This is a genomic window from Streptomyces gobiensis (assembly GCF_021216675.1).
Lineage (GTDB): Bacteria > Actinomycetota > Actinomycetes > Streptomycetales > Streptomycetaceae > Streptomyces > Streptomyces gobiensis.
The window spans coordinates 405,149-421,502 of the sequence record NZ_CP086120.1; the positions used below are offsets into that span (position 1 = coordinate 405,149).

Annotated in this window: 14 protein-coding genes and 1 rRNA gene; 3 read left to right on the forward strand and 12 right to left on the reverse strand. The window is 69.8% G+C overall.

Going from position 1 to position 16,354, the window contains the following annotated elements; genetic code table 11:
• A complete protein-coding gene (locus test1122_RS01975) occupies positions 1-1,647 on the reverse strand; it encodes a CTP synthase (RefSeq protein ID WP_232271713.1) in 1,647 nt (548 codons plus the stop codon).
• A 314-nt stretch (positions 1,648-1,961) separates the two neighbouring features.
• On the opposite strand from test1122_RS01975, the gene test1122_RS01980 reads away from it, so the two are divergent.
• Positions 1,962-3,773 carry a glycoside hydrolase family 15 protein gene (locus test1122_RS01980; RefSeq protein WP_232267415.1) on the forward strand — a complete coding sequence of 604 codons (1,812 nt, stop codon included), beginning with the start codon at positions 1,962-1,964 and terminating at the stop codon, positions 3,771-3,773.
• A 36-nt stretch (positions 3,774-3,809) separates the two neighbouring features.
• Here test1122_RS01980 and test1122_RS01985 read toward each other — a convergent pair whose 3' ends face one another.
• Both test1122_RS01985 and test1122_RS01990 read right to left on the reverse strand, forming a co-directional pair.
• Positions 3,810-4,349: a beta-1,3-glucanase family protein gene (locus test1122_RS01985; RefSeq protein WP_479685730.1), complete on the reverse strand. Its 540-nt coding sequence runs from the start codon at positions 4,347-4,349 to the stop codon at positions 3,810-3,812.
• Positions 4,346-5,272, reverse strand: coding sequence for a glycoside hydrolase family 16 protein (locus test1122_RS01990; RefSeq protein ID WP_232267416.1), 927 nt, complete (start codon positions 5,270-5,272; stop codon positions 4,346-4,348). The genes test1122_RS01985 and test1122_RS01990 overlap by 4 nt, the downstream gene beginning before the upstream one ends.
• A gap of 110 nt (positions 5,273-5,382) precedes the next feature.
• Between test1122_RS01990 and test1122_RS01995 the strand changes: the two genes are divergently transcribed.
• Complete coding sequence (locus test1122_RS01995; RefSeq protein WP_232267417.1) at positions 5,383-6,414, forward strand: LacI family DNA-binding transcriptional regulator; 1,032 nt, start codon at positions 5,383-5,385, stop codon at positions 6,412-6,414.
• A gap of 9 nt (positions 6,415-6,423) precedes the next feature.
• Here test1122_RS01995 and test1122_RS02000 read toward each other — a convergent pair whose 3' ends face one another.
• The 6 genes from test1122_RS02000 to test1122_RS02025 all read right to left on the reverse strand — a co-directional run bounded on the left by test1122_RS02000 (position 6,424) and on the right by test1122_RS02025 (position 13,112).
• Positions 6,424-7,581: a glycosyltransferase family 4 protein gene (locus test1122_RS02000; RefSeq protein ID WP_232271714.1), complete on the reverse strand. Its 1,158-nt coding sequence runs from the start codon at positions 7,579-7,581 to the stop codon at positions 6,424-6,426.
• A gap of 244 nt (positions 7,582-7,825) precedes the next feature.
• Positions 7,826-9,568 (reverse strand): DNA repair protein RecN, encoded by a 1,743-nt coding sequence (gene recN / locus test1122_RS02005; RefSeq protein WP_232267418.1) that lies wholly within the window; start codon positions 9,566-9,568, stop codon positions 7,826-7,828.
• Between the two features lie 455 nt (positions 9,569-10,023).
• Complete coding sequence (locus test1122_RS02010; RefSeq protein WP_232271715.1) at positions 10,024-10,917, reverse strand: NAD kinase; 894 nt, start codon at positions 10,915-10,917, stop codon at positions 10,024-10,026.
• Between the two features lie 8 nt (positions 10,918-10,925).
• Complete coding sequence (locus tag test1122_RS02015; protein WP_232267419.1) at positions 10,926-11,747, reverse strand: TlyA family RNA methyltransferase; 822 nt, start codon at positions 11,745-11,747, stop codon at positions 10,926-10,928.
• 7 nt (positions 11,748-11,754) lie between these two features.
• Positions 11,755-12,030 carry a hypothetical protein gene (locus test1122_RS02020; protein ID WP_232267420.1) on the reverse strand — a complete coding sequence of 92 codons (276 nt, stop codon included), beginning with the start codon at positions 12,028-12,030 and terminating at the stop codon, positions 11,755-11,757.
• Between the two features lie 59 nt (positions 12,031-12,089).
• The gene (locus tag test1122_RS02025) at positions 12,090-13,112 is read right to left on the reverse strand and encodes an HAD hydrolase-like protein (RefSeq protein ID WP_232267421.1); all 1,023 of its coding nucleotides are present in this window, start codon (positions 13,110-13,112) and stop codon (positions 12,090-12,092) included.
• Positions 13,113-13,238: 126 nt separating this feature from the next.
• Between test1122_RS02025 and test1122_RS02030 the strand changes: the two genes are divergently transcribed.
• A complete protein-coding gene (locus test1122_RS02030; RefSeq protein WP_232267422.1) occupies positions 13,239-14,501 on the forward strand; it encodes a DUF1015 family protein in 1,263 nt (420 codons plus the stop codon).
• Between the two features lie 23 nt (positions 14,502-14,524).
• Here test1122_RS02030 and test1122_RS02035 read toward each other — a convergent pair whose 3' ends face one another.
• From test1122_RS02035 to rrf, 3 genes are all read right to left on the reverse strand, one after another.
• Entirely contained in the window at positions 14,525-15,229 is a 705-nt protein-coding gene (locus test1122_RS02035; RefSeq protein ID WP_232267423.1) for a tetratricopeptide repeat protein, read from the reverse strand.
• Complete coding sequence (locus tag test1122_RS02040) at positions 15,208-15,969, reverse strand: hypothetical protein (RefSeq protein ID WP_232267424.1); 762 nt, start codon at positions 15,967-15,969, stop codon at positions 15,208-15,210. Before test1122_RS02040 ends, test1122_RS02035 begins: the two co-directional genes overlap by 22 nt.
• Positions 15,970-16,178: 209 nt before the next feature.
• Positions 16,179-16,295 (reverse strand): 5S ribosomal RNA (gene rrf, locus test1122_RS02045).
• Positions 16,296-16,354: the final 59 nt, after the last annotated feature.

Sequence of the window (16,354 nt, forward strand, 5' to 3'; positions counted from 1 at the left end):
TCAGACCCCCTGCCGGCGCGCGACGGCGGCCTTGACCAGGCCCGCGAAGAGCGGGTGCGGTCGGGTGGGACGGGAGCGCAGCTCGGGGTGAGCCTGGGTGGCGACCAGGTACGGGTGCGTCTCGCGCGGATACTCGACGTACTCGACGAGCTTGTTGTCCGGGGAGGTGCCGGAGAAGACGATCCCGGCCTTTTCCAGCTCGCCACGGTAGGCGTTGTTGACCTCGTAGCGGTGGCGGTGTCGCTCTTCCACATACGGCTGGTCGCCGTAGACCTCGCGGACGATCGAGCCCTCGGCGAGCTTCGCCGGGTACATACCGAGCCGCATGGTGCCGCCCATATCGCCCTCACCGGCGACGATGTCGAGTTGTTCCTCCATGGTGGAGATCACCGGATGCGCGGTGGCCTGGTCGAACTCCGTGGAGTTGGCGGCCTCGATGCCCGCCAGGTTGCGGGCGGCCTCGATGACGATGCACTGCAGCCCCAGACAGAGCCCGAGCAGCGGGACCTTGTTCTCCCGGGCGTAGGTGATCGCTGAGACCTTGCCCTCCACACCACGGTCGCCGAAGCCGCCCGGTACGCAGATGGCGTCCGCGTCGCCCAGCTGCTTCTTCGCGCCCTCGGCGGTCTTGCAGTCGTCCGAAGTCACCCACTTGATCTTGACACGGGTCCGGTTGGCGAAGCCGCCCGCACGGATCGCCTCGGTGACCGACAGATAAGCGTCGGGCAGGTCAATGTACTTGCCCACCAGCGCGATGGTGACCTCGTGGTCGGGCTGGTGGACCCGGCCGAGCAGGTCATCCCACTGGGTCCAGTCCACATCGCGGAACGGCAGATCGAGGCGGCGCACCACGTAGGCGTCCAGGCCCTCACTGTGCAGCACCTTGGGAATGTCGTAGATCGACTTGGCGTCGATGGCGGCAACGACCGCGGCATCGTCGACATCACACATCAGCGAGATCTTGCGCTTGATCGCGGTCGGCACCTCGCGGTCGGCGCGCAGCACGATCGCGTCCGGCTGGATGCCGATGCTGCGCAGCGCCGAGACCGAGTGCTGGGTCGGCTTGGTCTTGAGCTCGCCGGAGGGGCCGATGTAGGGCAGCAGCGAGATATGCACAACGAAGACATTGTCCCGGCCCACCTCGTGACGGACCTGGCGGACGGCCTCAAGGAACGGCAGCGACTCGATGTCGCCGACGGTACCGCCGACCTCGGTGATGACCACGTCGACATCCTCGGTCGCCATCCGGCGGATGCGGTGCTTGATCTCATTGGTGATGTGCGGGATGACCTGCACGGTGTCGCCCAGGTACTCACCACGCCGCTCCTTGGCGATCACCGAGGAGTAGACCTGGCCGGTAGTGACGTTGGCGGACCCGTCGAGGTCGACATCGAGGAAGCGCTCGTAGTGGCCGATGTCCAGATCGGTCTCGGCGCCGTCGTTGGTGACGAACACCTCACCGTGCTGGAACGGGTTCATCGTGCCAGGGTCGACATTGAGGTAGGGGTCGAGCTTCTGCATGGTGACCCGCAGGCCACGCGCCTTGAGGAGCGCCCCCAGGCTGGAGGCGGTGAGGCCCTTGCCAAGCGAGGAGGCGACACCCCCGGTGACGAAGAGGTGCTTGGTCGTCATGGATTTGGGCGGCATAGCCAAGAGGGGGCTCCCGTGGTCGCGAGGTGAGATGCGCATCAGCTCCCCTTATGCACTAGGGGTGCCGTCGCTGCGGTTCGGGGGTTTGTCGCCCTCCGCTCCACGGGCTACCAGGGTATCAGTCAATAAGAGAGGTCCTGCGATGCAACGTGAGGTGGTTAATACGTCAACGATGCCACCTCAGCGGCTTCCCCGACCTATCGTGACCATGGAGCGGATCAATGGTCCGCGACGTATCCTGCTCGGATACTCGATTGGGCAGGACGAAAGAATCGCACGTCCCATGGGGCGTCGCCGCAGTTCGACTGGAGATGCACGTGGCCGGGCGCATCGAGGATTACGCACTCATTGGGGATATGCAGACCGCCGCCCTCATTGGCAGGGATGGCGCAGCGGACTGGCTGTGTCTGCCCCGATTTGACTCCCATGCCGTATTCGCGGGCCTGCTGGGCACCGAGGAGCACGGCCTGTGGCGACTGGGCCCTGCCCCGGAGCGCGACGACGATGAGCCGCTGCCGGCGACCCGGCGCCGGTACCGTGGCGACTCGCTCATCCTGGAGTCGGAGTGGGATACCCCGCACGGCACCGTAAGAGTCACCGACTTCATGCCACCGCGTGACGGCGCACCCCAGTTGGTGCGGATCATCGAGGGCCTGAGCGGCCGGGTCCAGATGCGCTCCACGCTGCGTATGCGCTTCTCCTACGGCTGGGTCGTGCCGTGGGTGCACAAGGTGGGCCACCGCACGGTGGCGGTCGCGGGCCCCGACTCCGTATGGCTGGACACCGATGTCGAGACGCACGGCGAGCATCTGACCACCTACTCGGACTTCACCGTGTCTCCGGGCGAACGGATCTCCTTCACTATCAGCTGGCAGCCCTCGCACAAGGAGCCGCCCGCGCTGCCGGAGCCCGAGGTGGCGCTGGAGACGACCCAGGACTTCTGGCGCGAATGGGTTGAGCACTGCACGTATCACGGCCCCTACCGGGAAGCGGTCATCCGCTCGCTGATCACCCTCAAGGCTCTCACCTATGCCCCGACCGGTGGCATCATCGCCGCACCGACCACCTCGCTGCCGGAGGAGATCGGCGGCGTCCGGAACTGGGACTACCGCTTCACCTGGCTCCGCGACGCGGCGATCACTCTGTCGTCCCTGCTGCGCACCGGTTACCACGAGGAGGCCCGTGCCTGGCGCGAATGGCTGCTGCGCGCGGTAGCGGGCGATCCCGAGAACCTGCAGATCATGTACGGCATCGCGGGCGAGCGGGAGCTGGGCGAGACGGAGCTGACCTGGCTGCCGGGTTACGAGGGCTCCAAGCCGGTCCGGGTCGGCAACGGCGCGGCAGGCCAGCTCCAGCTCGATGTCTATGGCGAGGTCACCGAGGCGCTGCACCTGGCCCATATGACAGGGCTGGCCCGCAATGACTACGCAAGCCTGCTCCAGGTCAAGCTGATCCGCTACCTCGAAGATCACTGGGGCGAGCCGGATGAGGGGATCTGGGAGGTGCGCGGACCGCGTCGGCAGTTTGTGCACTCCAAGGTGATGGCCTGGGTCGCCGTCGACCGCACGGTCAAGCTGATCGAGTCGGGCGATGTCGATGGCCCGCTGGAGCGGTGGCGCGAGCTGCGCGACGACATCCATCGCGAGGTCTGCGAAAAGGGCTACGACAAGGAGCGCAACACCTTCACCCAGTTCTACGGCTCCCAGGAGCTGGACGCCTCACTGCTGCTCATCCCGCAGATGGGCTTTCTGCCACCGGACGACAAGCGGGTGATCGGCACGGTGGAGGCGATTCAGCGGGAGCTGTCCACGGAGGACGGCTTTGTGCTCCGCTACCCGACCACGGGCGCGGAAGCCGGCATCGACGGCCTTGAGGGCGACGAGGGGGCCTTCCTGGCCTGCTCGTTCTGGCTGGCGGACGATCTCGCGATGATCGGACGGGTCGACGAGGCACGGCAGCTCTTTGAAAAGCTGCTGTCCCTGCGGAACGACCTGGGGCTGCTCGCCGAGGAGTGGGATCCCCGGCTACAGCGCCAGGTCGGGAACTTTCCGCAGGCCTTCAGCCATGTTCCGCTGATTGACACCGCGCTCCGGCTGACCGCTTCCGGCGCGTACGGCGGCTGATCGGCACCTCCTGGGGTAGCTGGGGGAGGCGCCGGTTCAGCGCAGAAGCGGCGTCAGGGTCAGGGTGATCTGCTGGGGGGCGCTGTCCTCGATGTAGGAGGCAAAGCCCGCCACATCGTCAAAGGCGAAGGCATAGGCGCGGCCGTCCTCGGTCGCGGCGTGCATGGCCTTGGCGTAGTGGTGGGTGAGCTCCCCCCGGTAGAAGTCGGCGGGGTCAGTGGCCGGCTGAGCGGTATGGCTGTGTGCCGTGGTGCGGTTCAGGGATGCCGCGAGGATCGCGGCGACCGGCCCCGTGATCTCGTCGTTGGGTGCGGCCAGAGCACCGTCGCAGAAGAACACATCACGGGTGCTGGGCCGGTCGAAGATCACCTTGCCGGGCCCGTGGAAGATCAGCCGCCCCTCTGCCACGCGTCCCGTGAACTCACCGGCGTTGGTGGTGATGGTCAGGTCCCGGCTTTCGCAGGCCGACCACACCTGGTCGATATACGGGTCGAGGTAGTCCTCCGGGAAGCGCCCGGCGTCCAGACCGTGCCCCGGGGCGAGGACGCCGCGGAGCAGCGTCCTGCGCGTCATCACGGCCGCCCCCCGCCGCTCTGCTGTACGGAGACATAGTCGACGAGCATGAACGCGCCGGGTTCGGTGGCGTCGGTGGGGGTGGGGTGCCCGGCGACGGCGTCCGGGAAGGCGCCGCCCATGGCGAGGTTCAGCAGGACGAAGTGGCCATGGTGGGTGGCGTCGGCCCAGGTCTTGGCGTCCATATCGGCGGAGCTGACGGAGTGATATTCCCGGCCGTCGAGGTACCAGCGCAGATACTCGGTGGATCCAGTGCGGTCCAGTTCGAGCGCGTAGGTGTGGAAGTCGTCGGCGCAGCCCGGGCACTCGGCAGAGCCGCCCAGCCCCTCGGTCTCCTTGCATGGGCCGCCGGGGTTGACGCCGCAGTGCAGCACGCCCCAGGTGCGGTCGAGACCGTTGACGTTCTCCATGATGTCGAACTCACCGACACCGGGCCAGTTCCAGTAGTTGCCCCGGTAGTCAGCGCCCAGGGTCCAGAAGGCGGGCCAGTAGCCGAGCGCCGCGTCACCGGAGGTGTCGGGCAGCTGGATACCTGCCTCGATACGGAGCTTGCCGCCCTCGGGAGCCGCGAAGTCGGTGCGCCGGGTTTCAATCCGGCCGGAGGTCCAGGTGGCACCGTCCTTCAGCGCGGTGATCCTGAGGTGGCCTCCGCCGTCCAGCTGAAGGTTGGCCGGGTCGTCGGTGTACGTCTGTATCTCACCGGTGCCCCAGTTGGGCGGGCCGCCCTCATAGCCGGTGCCGGTGTCGACGATCCAGTCGTCACCGGATGGCAGGGATCCTGCCGCGCCGTCGAAGTCGGTGCGCCAGACCTCTGCCAGCGCGACGGGGTCCGGCTCCTGCGCGCTTGCGGCGGGGAGACAGAAAGCCGCCAGCGCCGCAAGGGAGGTCCCGGCGGCGGCCAGCCATCGCCGTTTATTCATGCCCATGTCATACGCTCCTCAATGCGTGGGGGTGAGAGCGCTCTCATGCCGTGACTCTGCACAGTGCCGACCGCGAGCGGTAGCGTCAAGACTCCGCGAGAGAATTGGAGTTCGATGTGCACGGTTCCCGCCCCACCCTTGAAGCGGTCGCCGCCCATGCCGGGGTGTCCCGGGCCACCGTCTCGCGGGTGGTCAACGGTGGTGCGGGGGTGCGCGATGAAGTACGCAAGCGGGTCCAGCAGTCGGTGACGGCACTTGGCTACATACCCAACAGCGCGGCGCGTTCGCTGGTCACCCGGCGCACCGGGGCGATCGCCGTGGTGATCGCCGAGCCGGAGACAAGGGTCTTCTCCGATCCCTTCTTCGCCCAGCAACTGCGCGGCATCAGCCGGGAGTTGTCCCGGCATGACCTGCAGCTCCTGCTACTGCTTCTGGAGCAGCGCACGGACTACGACCGTATCGGCCGTTATCTGTCCGGTGGACATGTCGACGGCGCGCTGATGTTCTCGCTGCACCGCGACGATCCGCTGCCCGCGATGGCCACGGATTCCGGGCTGCCCACCGTATTCGGCGGACGGCCCGGCTGGGAGAAGGCGGAGCGGGAACCACGGCCGCTGTATGTCGATACGGACAACCGGGGCGGCGCCCGTCAGGCCGTGACACACCTCCTGAAACGGGGCCGCCGCCGGATAGCCGTCATCACCGGGCCGCTGGATCAGACCTCGGCGCTGGACCGGCTGACGGGGTACCGGGACGCACTGGGCGTGACCGAGGCTGACCCGGCGCTGGTGGCCGACGGTGACTTCACCGCGGAGGGCGGCGAGCGCGCCATGGCCCAACTTCTGGACCGCTGCCCGGAACTGGACGCCGTCTTCGCGGGCAGCGATCTGATGGCCACCGGTGCGCTGCGGGCGCTGCGGGCCCGGGGGCGGCGGGTACCCGAGGATGTCGCGGTGGTCGGCTATGACGATCTGGAGCCCGCCGCCTGGGCGGAACCCGCGCTGACCACGGTGCGTCAGGATGTCCAGGAGATGGGCGCGATGATGGCCGCTCTGCTGCTGCGCCATCTCGGCCTCGGAGAGGAGGGTGAGCCACCGCCCACCCCCGTCATCACCCCGGCGCGGCTGGTCATACGGGCCTCCACCTGACCCGTGCGCTCAGCGGCCGGAGTGCGCCAGCTCATCGTAGACACTCAGCACCTGGGCGACGGTGGTGTCCTCGGTCGGCCAGGCGGCCGCCTGGGCACGGCCCGCCGCGGCCAGGCCCACCCGGCGCGCGGGGTCGGCCAGCAGCCCGGCGACGGCGGCGGCCAGCGCGTCGGCATCGCCGTAGGGCACCAGCACCGCGGCGTCACCGACCAGTTCCGGTACCCCGCCGACCTCGGTAGCCACCAGCGGAACCCCGGCGTACAGCGCTTCCTGGGCGAAGAGTGATCGCGCTTCCCAGGAGCCGGGGAGCACGGCGACATCGGCGGCGGCGAGCAGTCGAAGGGCGTCATCGCGTCGGCCCAGCAGCCGTACCGGCAGCGCCTCTGTGTCAATCCGGTGCTGCATCTCGGCCCGCCGCGTGCCTTCCCCCGCGATGGCGAGGAGTGGCGGTGGGCCGAGATGGCGCCAGGCGCGGGCCGCGGTGAGGAGGGAGTCGTGCCCCTGGTGCGGTTCGAGCCGTCCGATGGTGAAGACCAGGGGCCGCTCCACGGCGCCGAGTTCGGCACGCACCTTGGCGTGCAACCGGTCATCGTCACCGTACGGCGGTGGCGATCCCGGCGCCGCACCGTCGTCCTGGGCGCTGCGCGGCGCCGGGATGGCCACCGGCGCCAACCGGGCGTCGCGGGCGCCCCGTCGGCGAGCCCGTTCCACCAGGTCAGAGCTGGCGCCGAGCACCACCTTCGCCGCCTTGGCGACCCTTCGCTCCAGCAACCGCATCACCTGGGCCCGGAAGCCCTCCGTATGGGCCCGGGTGTGCCAGGTGACCACCAGCGGAATCCGGCGGCGCCGTCCACCCAGCGCGAGCGCCGCGAGCAACCCGGCGCGCAGCCCATGGGCGTGCACCAGATCGGCGTCGGCACAGACGGCTCGCAGCATGGAGACGGCCTCCGGCTCGGTACGGGCCGAGGTCGGCGCGAAGTGGGCCCCGGCGCTGGTGAAGCCGTAGCTCAGCTCGGCACCGCGCGGCGCGCAGACGGTCACCCGTACCCCGCGCGCGACCAGTCCCTCGGCGAGAGAGCGCACATGCGCCCCGGTACCCGCGCTGCCGCCGCCGAGGACCTGGACGGTGTGCAGCGACGCCTGGGCGTGCGGGGACAGTGCGGACATGCTGCTCACAACGGGTCGGACTCCTGGGTCGGATACATCGAGTACGTCAGGTATGTCAGATACGCAGTCGGGCGCAGCGCCCAGGATGCCAGCCCACGGGAGCGCGGTGACACCGCCGTCCAGCCGCTGCCGCGTCACTGAGCGGCCGCCACCACGCATGACCACCCACCTGGCCTAGTCAGGGCCTTGGTCAGCCCTCACCCAGCCCTCACCCAGTCGTCACCAGTCGTCACCCAGTCGTTACTCAGCCACTCTTACGGGCGGCGGCCAGCAGCTCTTCGGCATGCGCACGGGCCAGTTCGGAGTCCTCCTGCCCGGCGAGCATCCGGGACAGCTCGCGCACCCGGTCCTCGCCCACCATCGCCTGCACGCCGCTGCGGGTCACCGAGCCGTCATGCGTCTTCTCCACGACGAGGTGACGGTCGGCGAAGGCCGCGACCTGGGGCAGATGGGTGACGACCACGACCTGCGCGGTCTTCGCCAACCGGGCCAGCCGTCGGCCGACCTCGACCGCCGCCTTGCCGCCGACACCCGCGTCGACCTCGTCGAAGAGATAGGTGGGCACGGGATCGGCCCCCGCGAAGACGACCTCGACCGCGAGCATCACCCGGGACAGCTCACCGCCCGAGGCGCCCTTGGCGATCGGGCGCGGCGGCGCACCGGGGTGCGGGGCGAGCAGCAGCTCGACCTCGTCGGCGCCGTGCGGGCCGAAGGCGACGGTGCGGCCGCCGACCTCGATGCCCTCGGGATCCTCGGTCTGCCGCAGCTCCACGGTCACCCGGGCGTGTGGCATGGCGAGTTCGCCGAGTTCCTCGGTGACCGCGTCGGCGAAGCGCTTGGCCGCGTCGGTGCGCGCGTCGGTCAGGATCTGTGCCTGGGCGGCCAGTTCGGCGCGCAGGGTGTCGCGCTCGGTGGTGAGCGTGCCGATACGGTCGTCATCGCCCTCCAGGTCCGCCAGCCGGGCCGCGCTCTGTTCGGCCCAGGCCAGGACGGCCGAGACGTCCTCACCGTATTTGCGGGTGAGATGGGTGAGCGTGGCGCGGCGCTCCTCAACGGCGGCGAGCCGCAGCGGATCGGCGTCCAGATTGTCGGCGTATCCGGCGAGTTCGCCCGCCACATCGGAGAGCAGGATGGAGACCTCACCGAGCCGGTCGGCAAGCTGGGCCAGCGCCGGGTCGTGGGCGCGTACGGCCTCCAGCGCCCGGTGAGCGCCCGCGACCAGGGTGGCGGCGTCCACCCCCTCGGAGTCGGCGGGATCGCCTGCGAGGGCGCCATGAGCGGTGGTGGCGGCGGAGGCCAGGGCCTCGGCGTGCCCCAGCCGCTCGGCCTCGGCGGCGAGCTCGGTGTCCTCGCCGGCACGTGGCTCGGCTGCGGCGATCTCATCCAGGCCGAAGCGGAGCAGATCGGCTTCCTGGGCGCGCTCCCGGGCCCGGGTGGTGAGCTCCGTCAACTCGGCTGTGACGGCGCGCAGCCGCTTGTACGCCTCCGCATAGGCGGCCAGCGGCACGGAGACGGCCTCCCCCGCGTAGCGGTCGAGCGCCTGCCGCTGCCGGGCGGGGCGCAGCAGCCCCTGCTGGTCGGTCTGGCCATGCACGGCGACGAGGTCATCGCTCAGCTCGGTGAGCAGCCCGACGGGCGCGGACCGGCCGCCGACATGGGCGCGGGAGCGGCCCTCGGCGGAGACGGTACGGCTGATGAGCAGCGCCCCCTCATCGAGCTCGGCGCCCGCCTCCTGGGCCCGCCGCGCCGCGGGCGCGTCTGGCGGGACGACGATACGGCCCTCCACGACGGCGGCTTTGGCGCCGACCCGTACGAGCGCCGCGTCCGCGCGTCCGCCGAGCAACAGCCCAAGGCTGGTGACGACCATGGTCTTGCCCGCGCCGGTCTCACCGGTCACCGCGGTGAAGCCGGGGGACAGCTCGACCACGGCGTCGTCGATCACGCCCAGGGCTCTGATCCGCATCTCCTCCAACACGGATACGACCATACGAGGTTCCCAGCGGTTTCCGCACAGTGCCCCACAGCGGGCTCCCCCTGCGGGCGCCCGGTTACGCGGTGCCGGAGTGGGTTTCCCCTAAGCCCGCCCCTTCCCGCTGTACCGATATGCGGCTCCGCCGCGTGCGGGGCTTGCGCCCCGGGGCCCGGGGTTTGCCGGGTGCGGGCCGGTGGCCGGTGTTGTGCCCACCAAGCGTCGCGAGCTCCGTTGCGGGGTGGGCCGGAGCGTCGTGGCTGGTGTGGGTGGGTGGTTGCGTAGCAGGGCGGGCCCACGCCCCTCGCGGGGCTGGGGGCACCTCCTGGGGGCACCCCCAGCGTTAGCTGGGGGAGAAGTCTGGGGGAGAGTGCCACAACATGGGGGTGGGGGTCTGGGGGCGAAGCCCCCAGTTTCGGAAAGGGGCGGGTTAGGGGAATTCACCCGCAGCGGTGCTCAGCCCGCAGCGGGAATCAATGCGGGGCGCCGCGCCAGCCTGCCACCGGCAGGGCGAACTTCGCCACGAGACGGTCGGTGAAGAGGGCATGGTGCAGCCGGGCCAGCCGCACCGGCACCCCACCGCGCCGCACCTCCACCCGGGCCCCCGCGGGCAACTCCACCGTGCGCCGGCCATCACACCACAGCACCCCGTGCGGGGTCTCCGGCTGCACCTCCACAGCGAGCACCGAGTCGGGGGCGGTGACCAGCGGCTTGGCGAAGAGGGCGTGCGCGCTGATCGGCACCATCAGCAACGCCTCGACCTCCGGCCAGACGACCGGACCGCCCGCCGAGAAGGCGTAAGCCGTTGAGCCGGTCGGGGTGGCACAGACGACCCCGTCACCGCCGAACCGGGAGACCGGACGGCCGTCAACCTCAATAACAACCTCCAGCATCCGCTCGCGCGCGGCCTTCTCGACCGAAGCCTCGTTCAGCGCCCAGTCGTTGTACACAACCCGTCCGTCGGTACGGACCAGGATGTCCAGGGTCATCCGCTCCTCGACCTCGTAGTCCCGTCTCACCACCCGGTCGACGACCCGGTCGAGGTCATCGCGCTCCGCCTCCGCGAGAAAGCCGACCCGCCCCAGGTTGACGCCGAGCATCGGCACCCCGGAGGTCCGCGCGAACTCCGCGCCACGCAGCAGGGTGCCGTCCCCACCGAGCACGACCAGCAGCTCACAGCCCTCCAGGACGTCCGGCTTGGCCTCGACGGCCTCCACCGAGTCGGGCAGCGGCAGATCGCACGCCTCCTCGGCCAGCGCCCGTACCCGGATCCCACTGCGCAGCAGCCCCTGAACGACCAGCTCCGCGCTGCGGATGGCGGCGGGGCGGCCGGTGTGGGCCAGCAGAAAGACGGTACGGTCGCTCATCTCGGTCGTCACTGGGGGCCCTCCGCCACGGCACGGTCGACTTCCGCCGGGTCGAGGTCAGGCGCCCCGGCGCGCAACCACAGAAAATACTCGACGTTACCCGACGGTCCGGGCAGCGGACTGGCGGTCACGCCGAGCACGCCGAGGCCGAGCCGCGCGGCTTGGCCCGCGACGGTGCGTACCGCCTCAGCGCGCAGCTGCCCGCTCCGTACGACACCGCCGCTGCCCAGCCGCTCCTTGCCCACCTCGAACTGCGGCTTGACCATCAGCACCAGATCGGCGCCGGGAGCGCAGCAGCGTACGAGCGCGGGAAGCACGAGTCCCAGTGGGATGAAAGACAGATCTCCAACGACAAGGTCCACGGGCTGACCACCGATCTCCTCCAACGTCAACTCTCGTACGTTGGTACGGTCCCTGATGGTGACCCGCTCATCGCTCTGCAGCGACCAGGCGAGCTGTCCGTAGCCGACATCGACCGCGACGACCTCGGCGGCCCCGGCGCGCAGCAGCACATCGGTGAAGCCGCCCGTCGACGCTCCGGCGTCCAGCGCCCGACGCCCCTCGACCTTCAGGCCCTGCGGGGTGAACGCAGCCAGGGCGCCCGCGAGCTTGTGGCCGCCCCGGGAGACATAGTCCGGGTCGTTCTCGTCCTCCCGGACGACGATCGCCGCACTGGTCTCCACCTGGGTGGCGGGCTTGGTCGCGGCTGTCCCGCCGACGGTGACCCGGCCGGCGGCGATGAGTTGGCTGGCGTGCTCGCGTGAGCGGGCCAGTTTGCGGCGCACCAGCTCCGCGTCGAGTCGACTGCGGCGCGTGCGTGTTCCGGCCACCTGTGGTTCAGCTCCCGGGGTTGTGCTGGTCGAGCGCGGTCAGCGTGGAGCGCAGACCGCGGTGCACATCTTCGTACACCTCCAGATGACCCGAGACGGCGAGGTGGTCGGCGTCCTCCAGCCGTCGTAGCTGTGCGTCGACCTCCGCGTGTCCGGTGGGCACGACCCCCACCCCGAGAGGGAGCGTCCCCTCCTCATCCGTGCACTCGCGATCCGTGCACTCGCGCGGAGAGCTCAGCTCCTCCGGCTCACCCGGCTCACCACTGGGAATCGCCTCGTCCATACCCACGACGCTACACGGCGGCCCGCCGTAGGGCGGCCGTGACTCAGGGCTGCTGCCGGTCACAGCCCGAGCCGTGCCAGTGCCTTCCCCGGGTCCAGCTCACACACCCCGTCACCGGCCGCCGTCCAGGCCGCCGCGCACAGTGCCCGCAGGCCATCCAGCGGCTCGCCCTCCCCATCCAGGCCGAGGGCACCCGCGCCCGCCCGCGCGGTCCAGCCGCCACAGCGCCAGTCCACGCCTTCCGGCACGACTCTGGGGTGCGATATCAGCAGCCCGCGCAGATCCGCCGCCACATAGGTCGGCCGGTGCTCCGGGCGCGCCATAAGCAGCTGTGTCCCGTCGGTCACCCCGGTCAGCACCAGGAGCGAATCAACGCGCCCCTCGTGCGCCCCCTCGATGTCCGTGTCCAGTCGGTCCCCGATCACCAACGGCCGCTGTGCGCCCGTGCGCAGGATGGTCTCCCGGTGCATCGGCAGCTGAGGTTTCCCGGCCACCTGGGGCTCCGGCGCATCCCGCATCCACCGAGTGGCGATCCTCACGACCTCGACGGCTGCCCCGTTCCCCGGGGCGATGCCCCGGCCGCTCGGGATCGTCAGGTCGGTGTTGGACGCGAACCACGGCACCCCACGGCCCACCGCGATCGCCACCTCGGCCAGCCGCCCCCAGGGCAGCTCAGGGCCGCCGTAGCCCTGCACCACCGCCGCCGGGTCATCGTCCGCAGACTCCACCACCGTCAGCCCGCGCTCCCGCAGGGCGACCCGCAGGCCCGCGCCGCCAGCGCACAGCACACGCGCCCCTTCGGGCACCTGCTCAGCGATCAGCCTTGCCACAGCCTGTGCGGAGGTGATGACGTCCGTGGGCTCGGCTTGAACTCCGAGCCTGGTCAGATGGTCGGCCACCGTCTGCGGAGTGCGCGCGGCGTTGTTGGTCACATACGCCAGACGCATCCCGCCGCTGCGGGCCGCCGCCAGCGACTCCACCGCATGCACGACCGCCTCACCGCCCGCGTACACGACCCCGTCCAGGTCCAGCAGCGCCGTGTCATACGCGTCGCTCAGCGCCCGCTCGGAAGATCGCAGCATGGGTGTCCCGCTCCTCGTCATTCTCCCGGGCCTGGTACGCCATTCACCCGGACCTTGCACGCCCGTGCTTCCGATCATCCCTCACCCGCCCCTCCCCCAGAGCGCCGGGCGACATAGCATTCATGGATGCATGCAGACGGTCTCCGACTCGCCCCCTTCCGTGGCCTTCGGTACGCCCCGGAGCGGGTCAGCAGCCTTGCCGCCGTAACCTCACCGCCGTACGACGTGGTGGTCCGGCCCGATGGTGTGCTTCAGCTGGAGACCGCGGATCCGTACAACATCGTCCGGCTGATCCTGCCACAGACGGCTGACCCGGCCGCCCGGCACCGGCAGGCGGCCGACACCCTGCGCGAGTGGGAGTCCGCCGGTGTGCTCACCCGCGATCCCCAGCCGGCCCTCTATGTCTACGAGCAGCACAAGGGTGACGTCCTGCAGCGAGGTCTGATCGGCGCGCTGCGGCTGACCCCGCCGGAGGACGGCATTGTGCTGCCCCATGAGGATGTGATGCCCGAGGTCGTCGAGGACCGCGCCGCCCTGATGCGGGAGACGGCGGCCAATCTGGAGCCGCTGCTGCTCTCCTACCGGGGCAACGGCACCGCGACCGGCGCCACCGCCGTCATCGAACGTACCGTCCGTGGCACGCCGTTGCTGTCGACCACCACCGAGGACGGTTTCTCGCATCGCGTCTGGTCGGTCACGGATCCGGTCGAGCTCAAGGAGATCGATGCGGACCTCGCCCACCGGCACGCCCTCATCGGCGACGGCCATCACCGCTGGGCGACGTATCTGCGGCTGCGCGCCGAGCACGCCGACCGCTCTCCCTGGGACTACGGTCTGGTGCTCCTCGTCGACACCCTCCGCTATCCGCTGCGGGTACACGCCATCCACCGGGTCCTCCCCCGGCTCCCGGTCGCGGATGCCCTCGCCGGGCTGGGCGGTGCCTTCCGGTCCCGCACGGTCAAGGGCCCGCTGCCGCAGGCACTGGCCGAGCTGGAGGCGACACCCGGCAACGCCTTTCTGCTCTCCGGCGGTCCGGACTCCTTCCATCTGCTGGACCGCCCGGCACTGGAGCTCCTCGACCGCACGATCCGTACGGACCGCCCTCCGGCCTGGCGGGAGTTGGACGCCACGGTGCTGCACTCAGTGCTGCTCGACGAGATATGGCGGATCCCGGACCACCCGTCCGACATCAGCTATATCCACTCCTCTGAATCAGCCGTCGCTCAGGCCGAGCGGATGGGCGGTAGCGCGGTTCTGATGCGTGCCACCCCGGAAGAAACGGTTATGGAGCTGGCCCGCCAGGGTGTGACCATGCCCCGCAAGTCGACCTCTTTTGGCCCGAAACCGGCTTCCGGGCTGGTCCTGCGGACTCTCGACGACAGCGCCTGAGCAACCCTCTGACGGTCACGCCGTCACTGCGTCTCCTCGTCCGCCGCAGGGTCGAACGCGTCCACGAACTCCACCCCGTCCAGCTCAGCCAGCCGATCCGACGCATCGGTCGATCCGCTCTGGTCGGCCTCCAGTGCTTTCGCGAACCAGTCCCGCGCCTCGTCCTTGCGGCCGACCTCCAGCAGTGCGTCCGCATACGCGTAACGCAGCCGTGCCGACCACGGCTGGACGGAGCTCGAGGCCAGCTCCGGACTCTGCAGCGTCACCACCGCCGCATCGGCCTGCCCCATGTCACGCCGGGCACCGGCGGCGACGAGGCGCATCTCGACCTGCCCGGCCTTGTCGAGCTTCTGTACCGCTGGCTCACCTGCCATGGCGAGGGCCTTCTCAGGACGGCCCAGACCACGCTCACAGTCGGCCATCACCGGCCACAGATGCTGGGAACCCGTCATCCGCCGGGCCGCGCGGAACTCCGCGAGTGCTTCCGCGTACTTCTCCACACCGTAGGCGGCGAACCCCGCCGCCTCACGGACAGCCGGGACCCGCGACGCCAACCGCAGGGCGACCTTGGCATAGCCGTAAGCCTGCTCCGGTTCCTCGTCCAGAAGCCTGGCCACCATCACCAGGTTCTTGGCGACATCCTCCGCAAGGGTCTTCGGCAGGCTCATCAGTTCCTGTCGAACATCCCTGTCGATCTCCTCGCCGGTCACATCCTCGGGAATCGGCAACCGCCTGACCTGCTCCCGGTCCGGGCTGCGGTCGCGCTGACGGTCATCGCGCCGGTATCCCTCACGCCGCGGCCCACGCGGACCACCCCGGTCATCCCGGCCACGTCCCTGCCCCTGCCCATACGGGCGGCGACCGCCGCGGTCGTCTTCCCGACGCGGGCCACGGGGGCGCTCATCACGGTCGCGCCGGTCCCGGTCATCACGACGGAACGACGGACGATCACCCTCCCGACGCGGACCACGCGGCCGATCATCCCGATCCCGCCGGAAATCCCTACGATCATCATCACGCCGAGGCCCACGATCATCCCCACGCACACCACCACGATCACCGTCACGCCGATCATCACGCCGATACCCGCCCCGGTCATCCTCCCGACGCGGACCACGAGGACGCTCATCACGGTCGCGCCGGTCCCGGTCATCACGACGGAACGACGGACGATCACCCTCCCGACGCGGACCACGCGGCCGATCATCCCGATCCCGCCGGAAATCCCTACGATCATCATCACGCCGAGGCCCACGATCATCCCCACGCACACCACCACGATCACCGTCACGCCGATCATCACGCCGATACCCGCCCCGGTCATCCTCCCGACGCGGACCACGAGGACGCTCATCACGATCGCGCCGATCCCGGTCATCACGACGGAACGACGGACGATCATCCCTGTCTGGACGGACGTCCCGCCGGTCATCACGCCGGTCCCCTCGGCGAAAACCACCGCGGTCACCGCCACCCTGCCGCTGCGGCCGCTCGGACCGCTCCGGCCTACCGGACCGCTCCTCCGGTGAGTTGGACATCGACGTGACTCCTGTCTTGGGGTGTACACAATCATTCTCGCGCACCAGCTCGTCTGGTGCGCTTCGAAAGGGTGAGGAAAACAAAAAGGACCGTTGGTCCCAGCATGAACGCTGGGACCAACGGTCCTCTTCAAAGATTGTTCGGCGGCGTCCTACTCTCCCACACGGTCCCCCATGCAGTACCATCGGCGCTGAAAGGCTTAGCTTCCGGGTTCGAAATGTAACCGGGCGTTTCCCCTTCGCCATGACCACCGAAACCCTATTGGGTCTAGCGAACAAGCACACTCTTCAATTGATGTGTTCCAGCTCAACCGG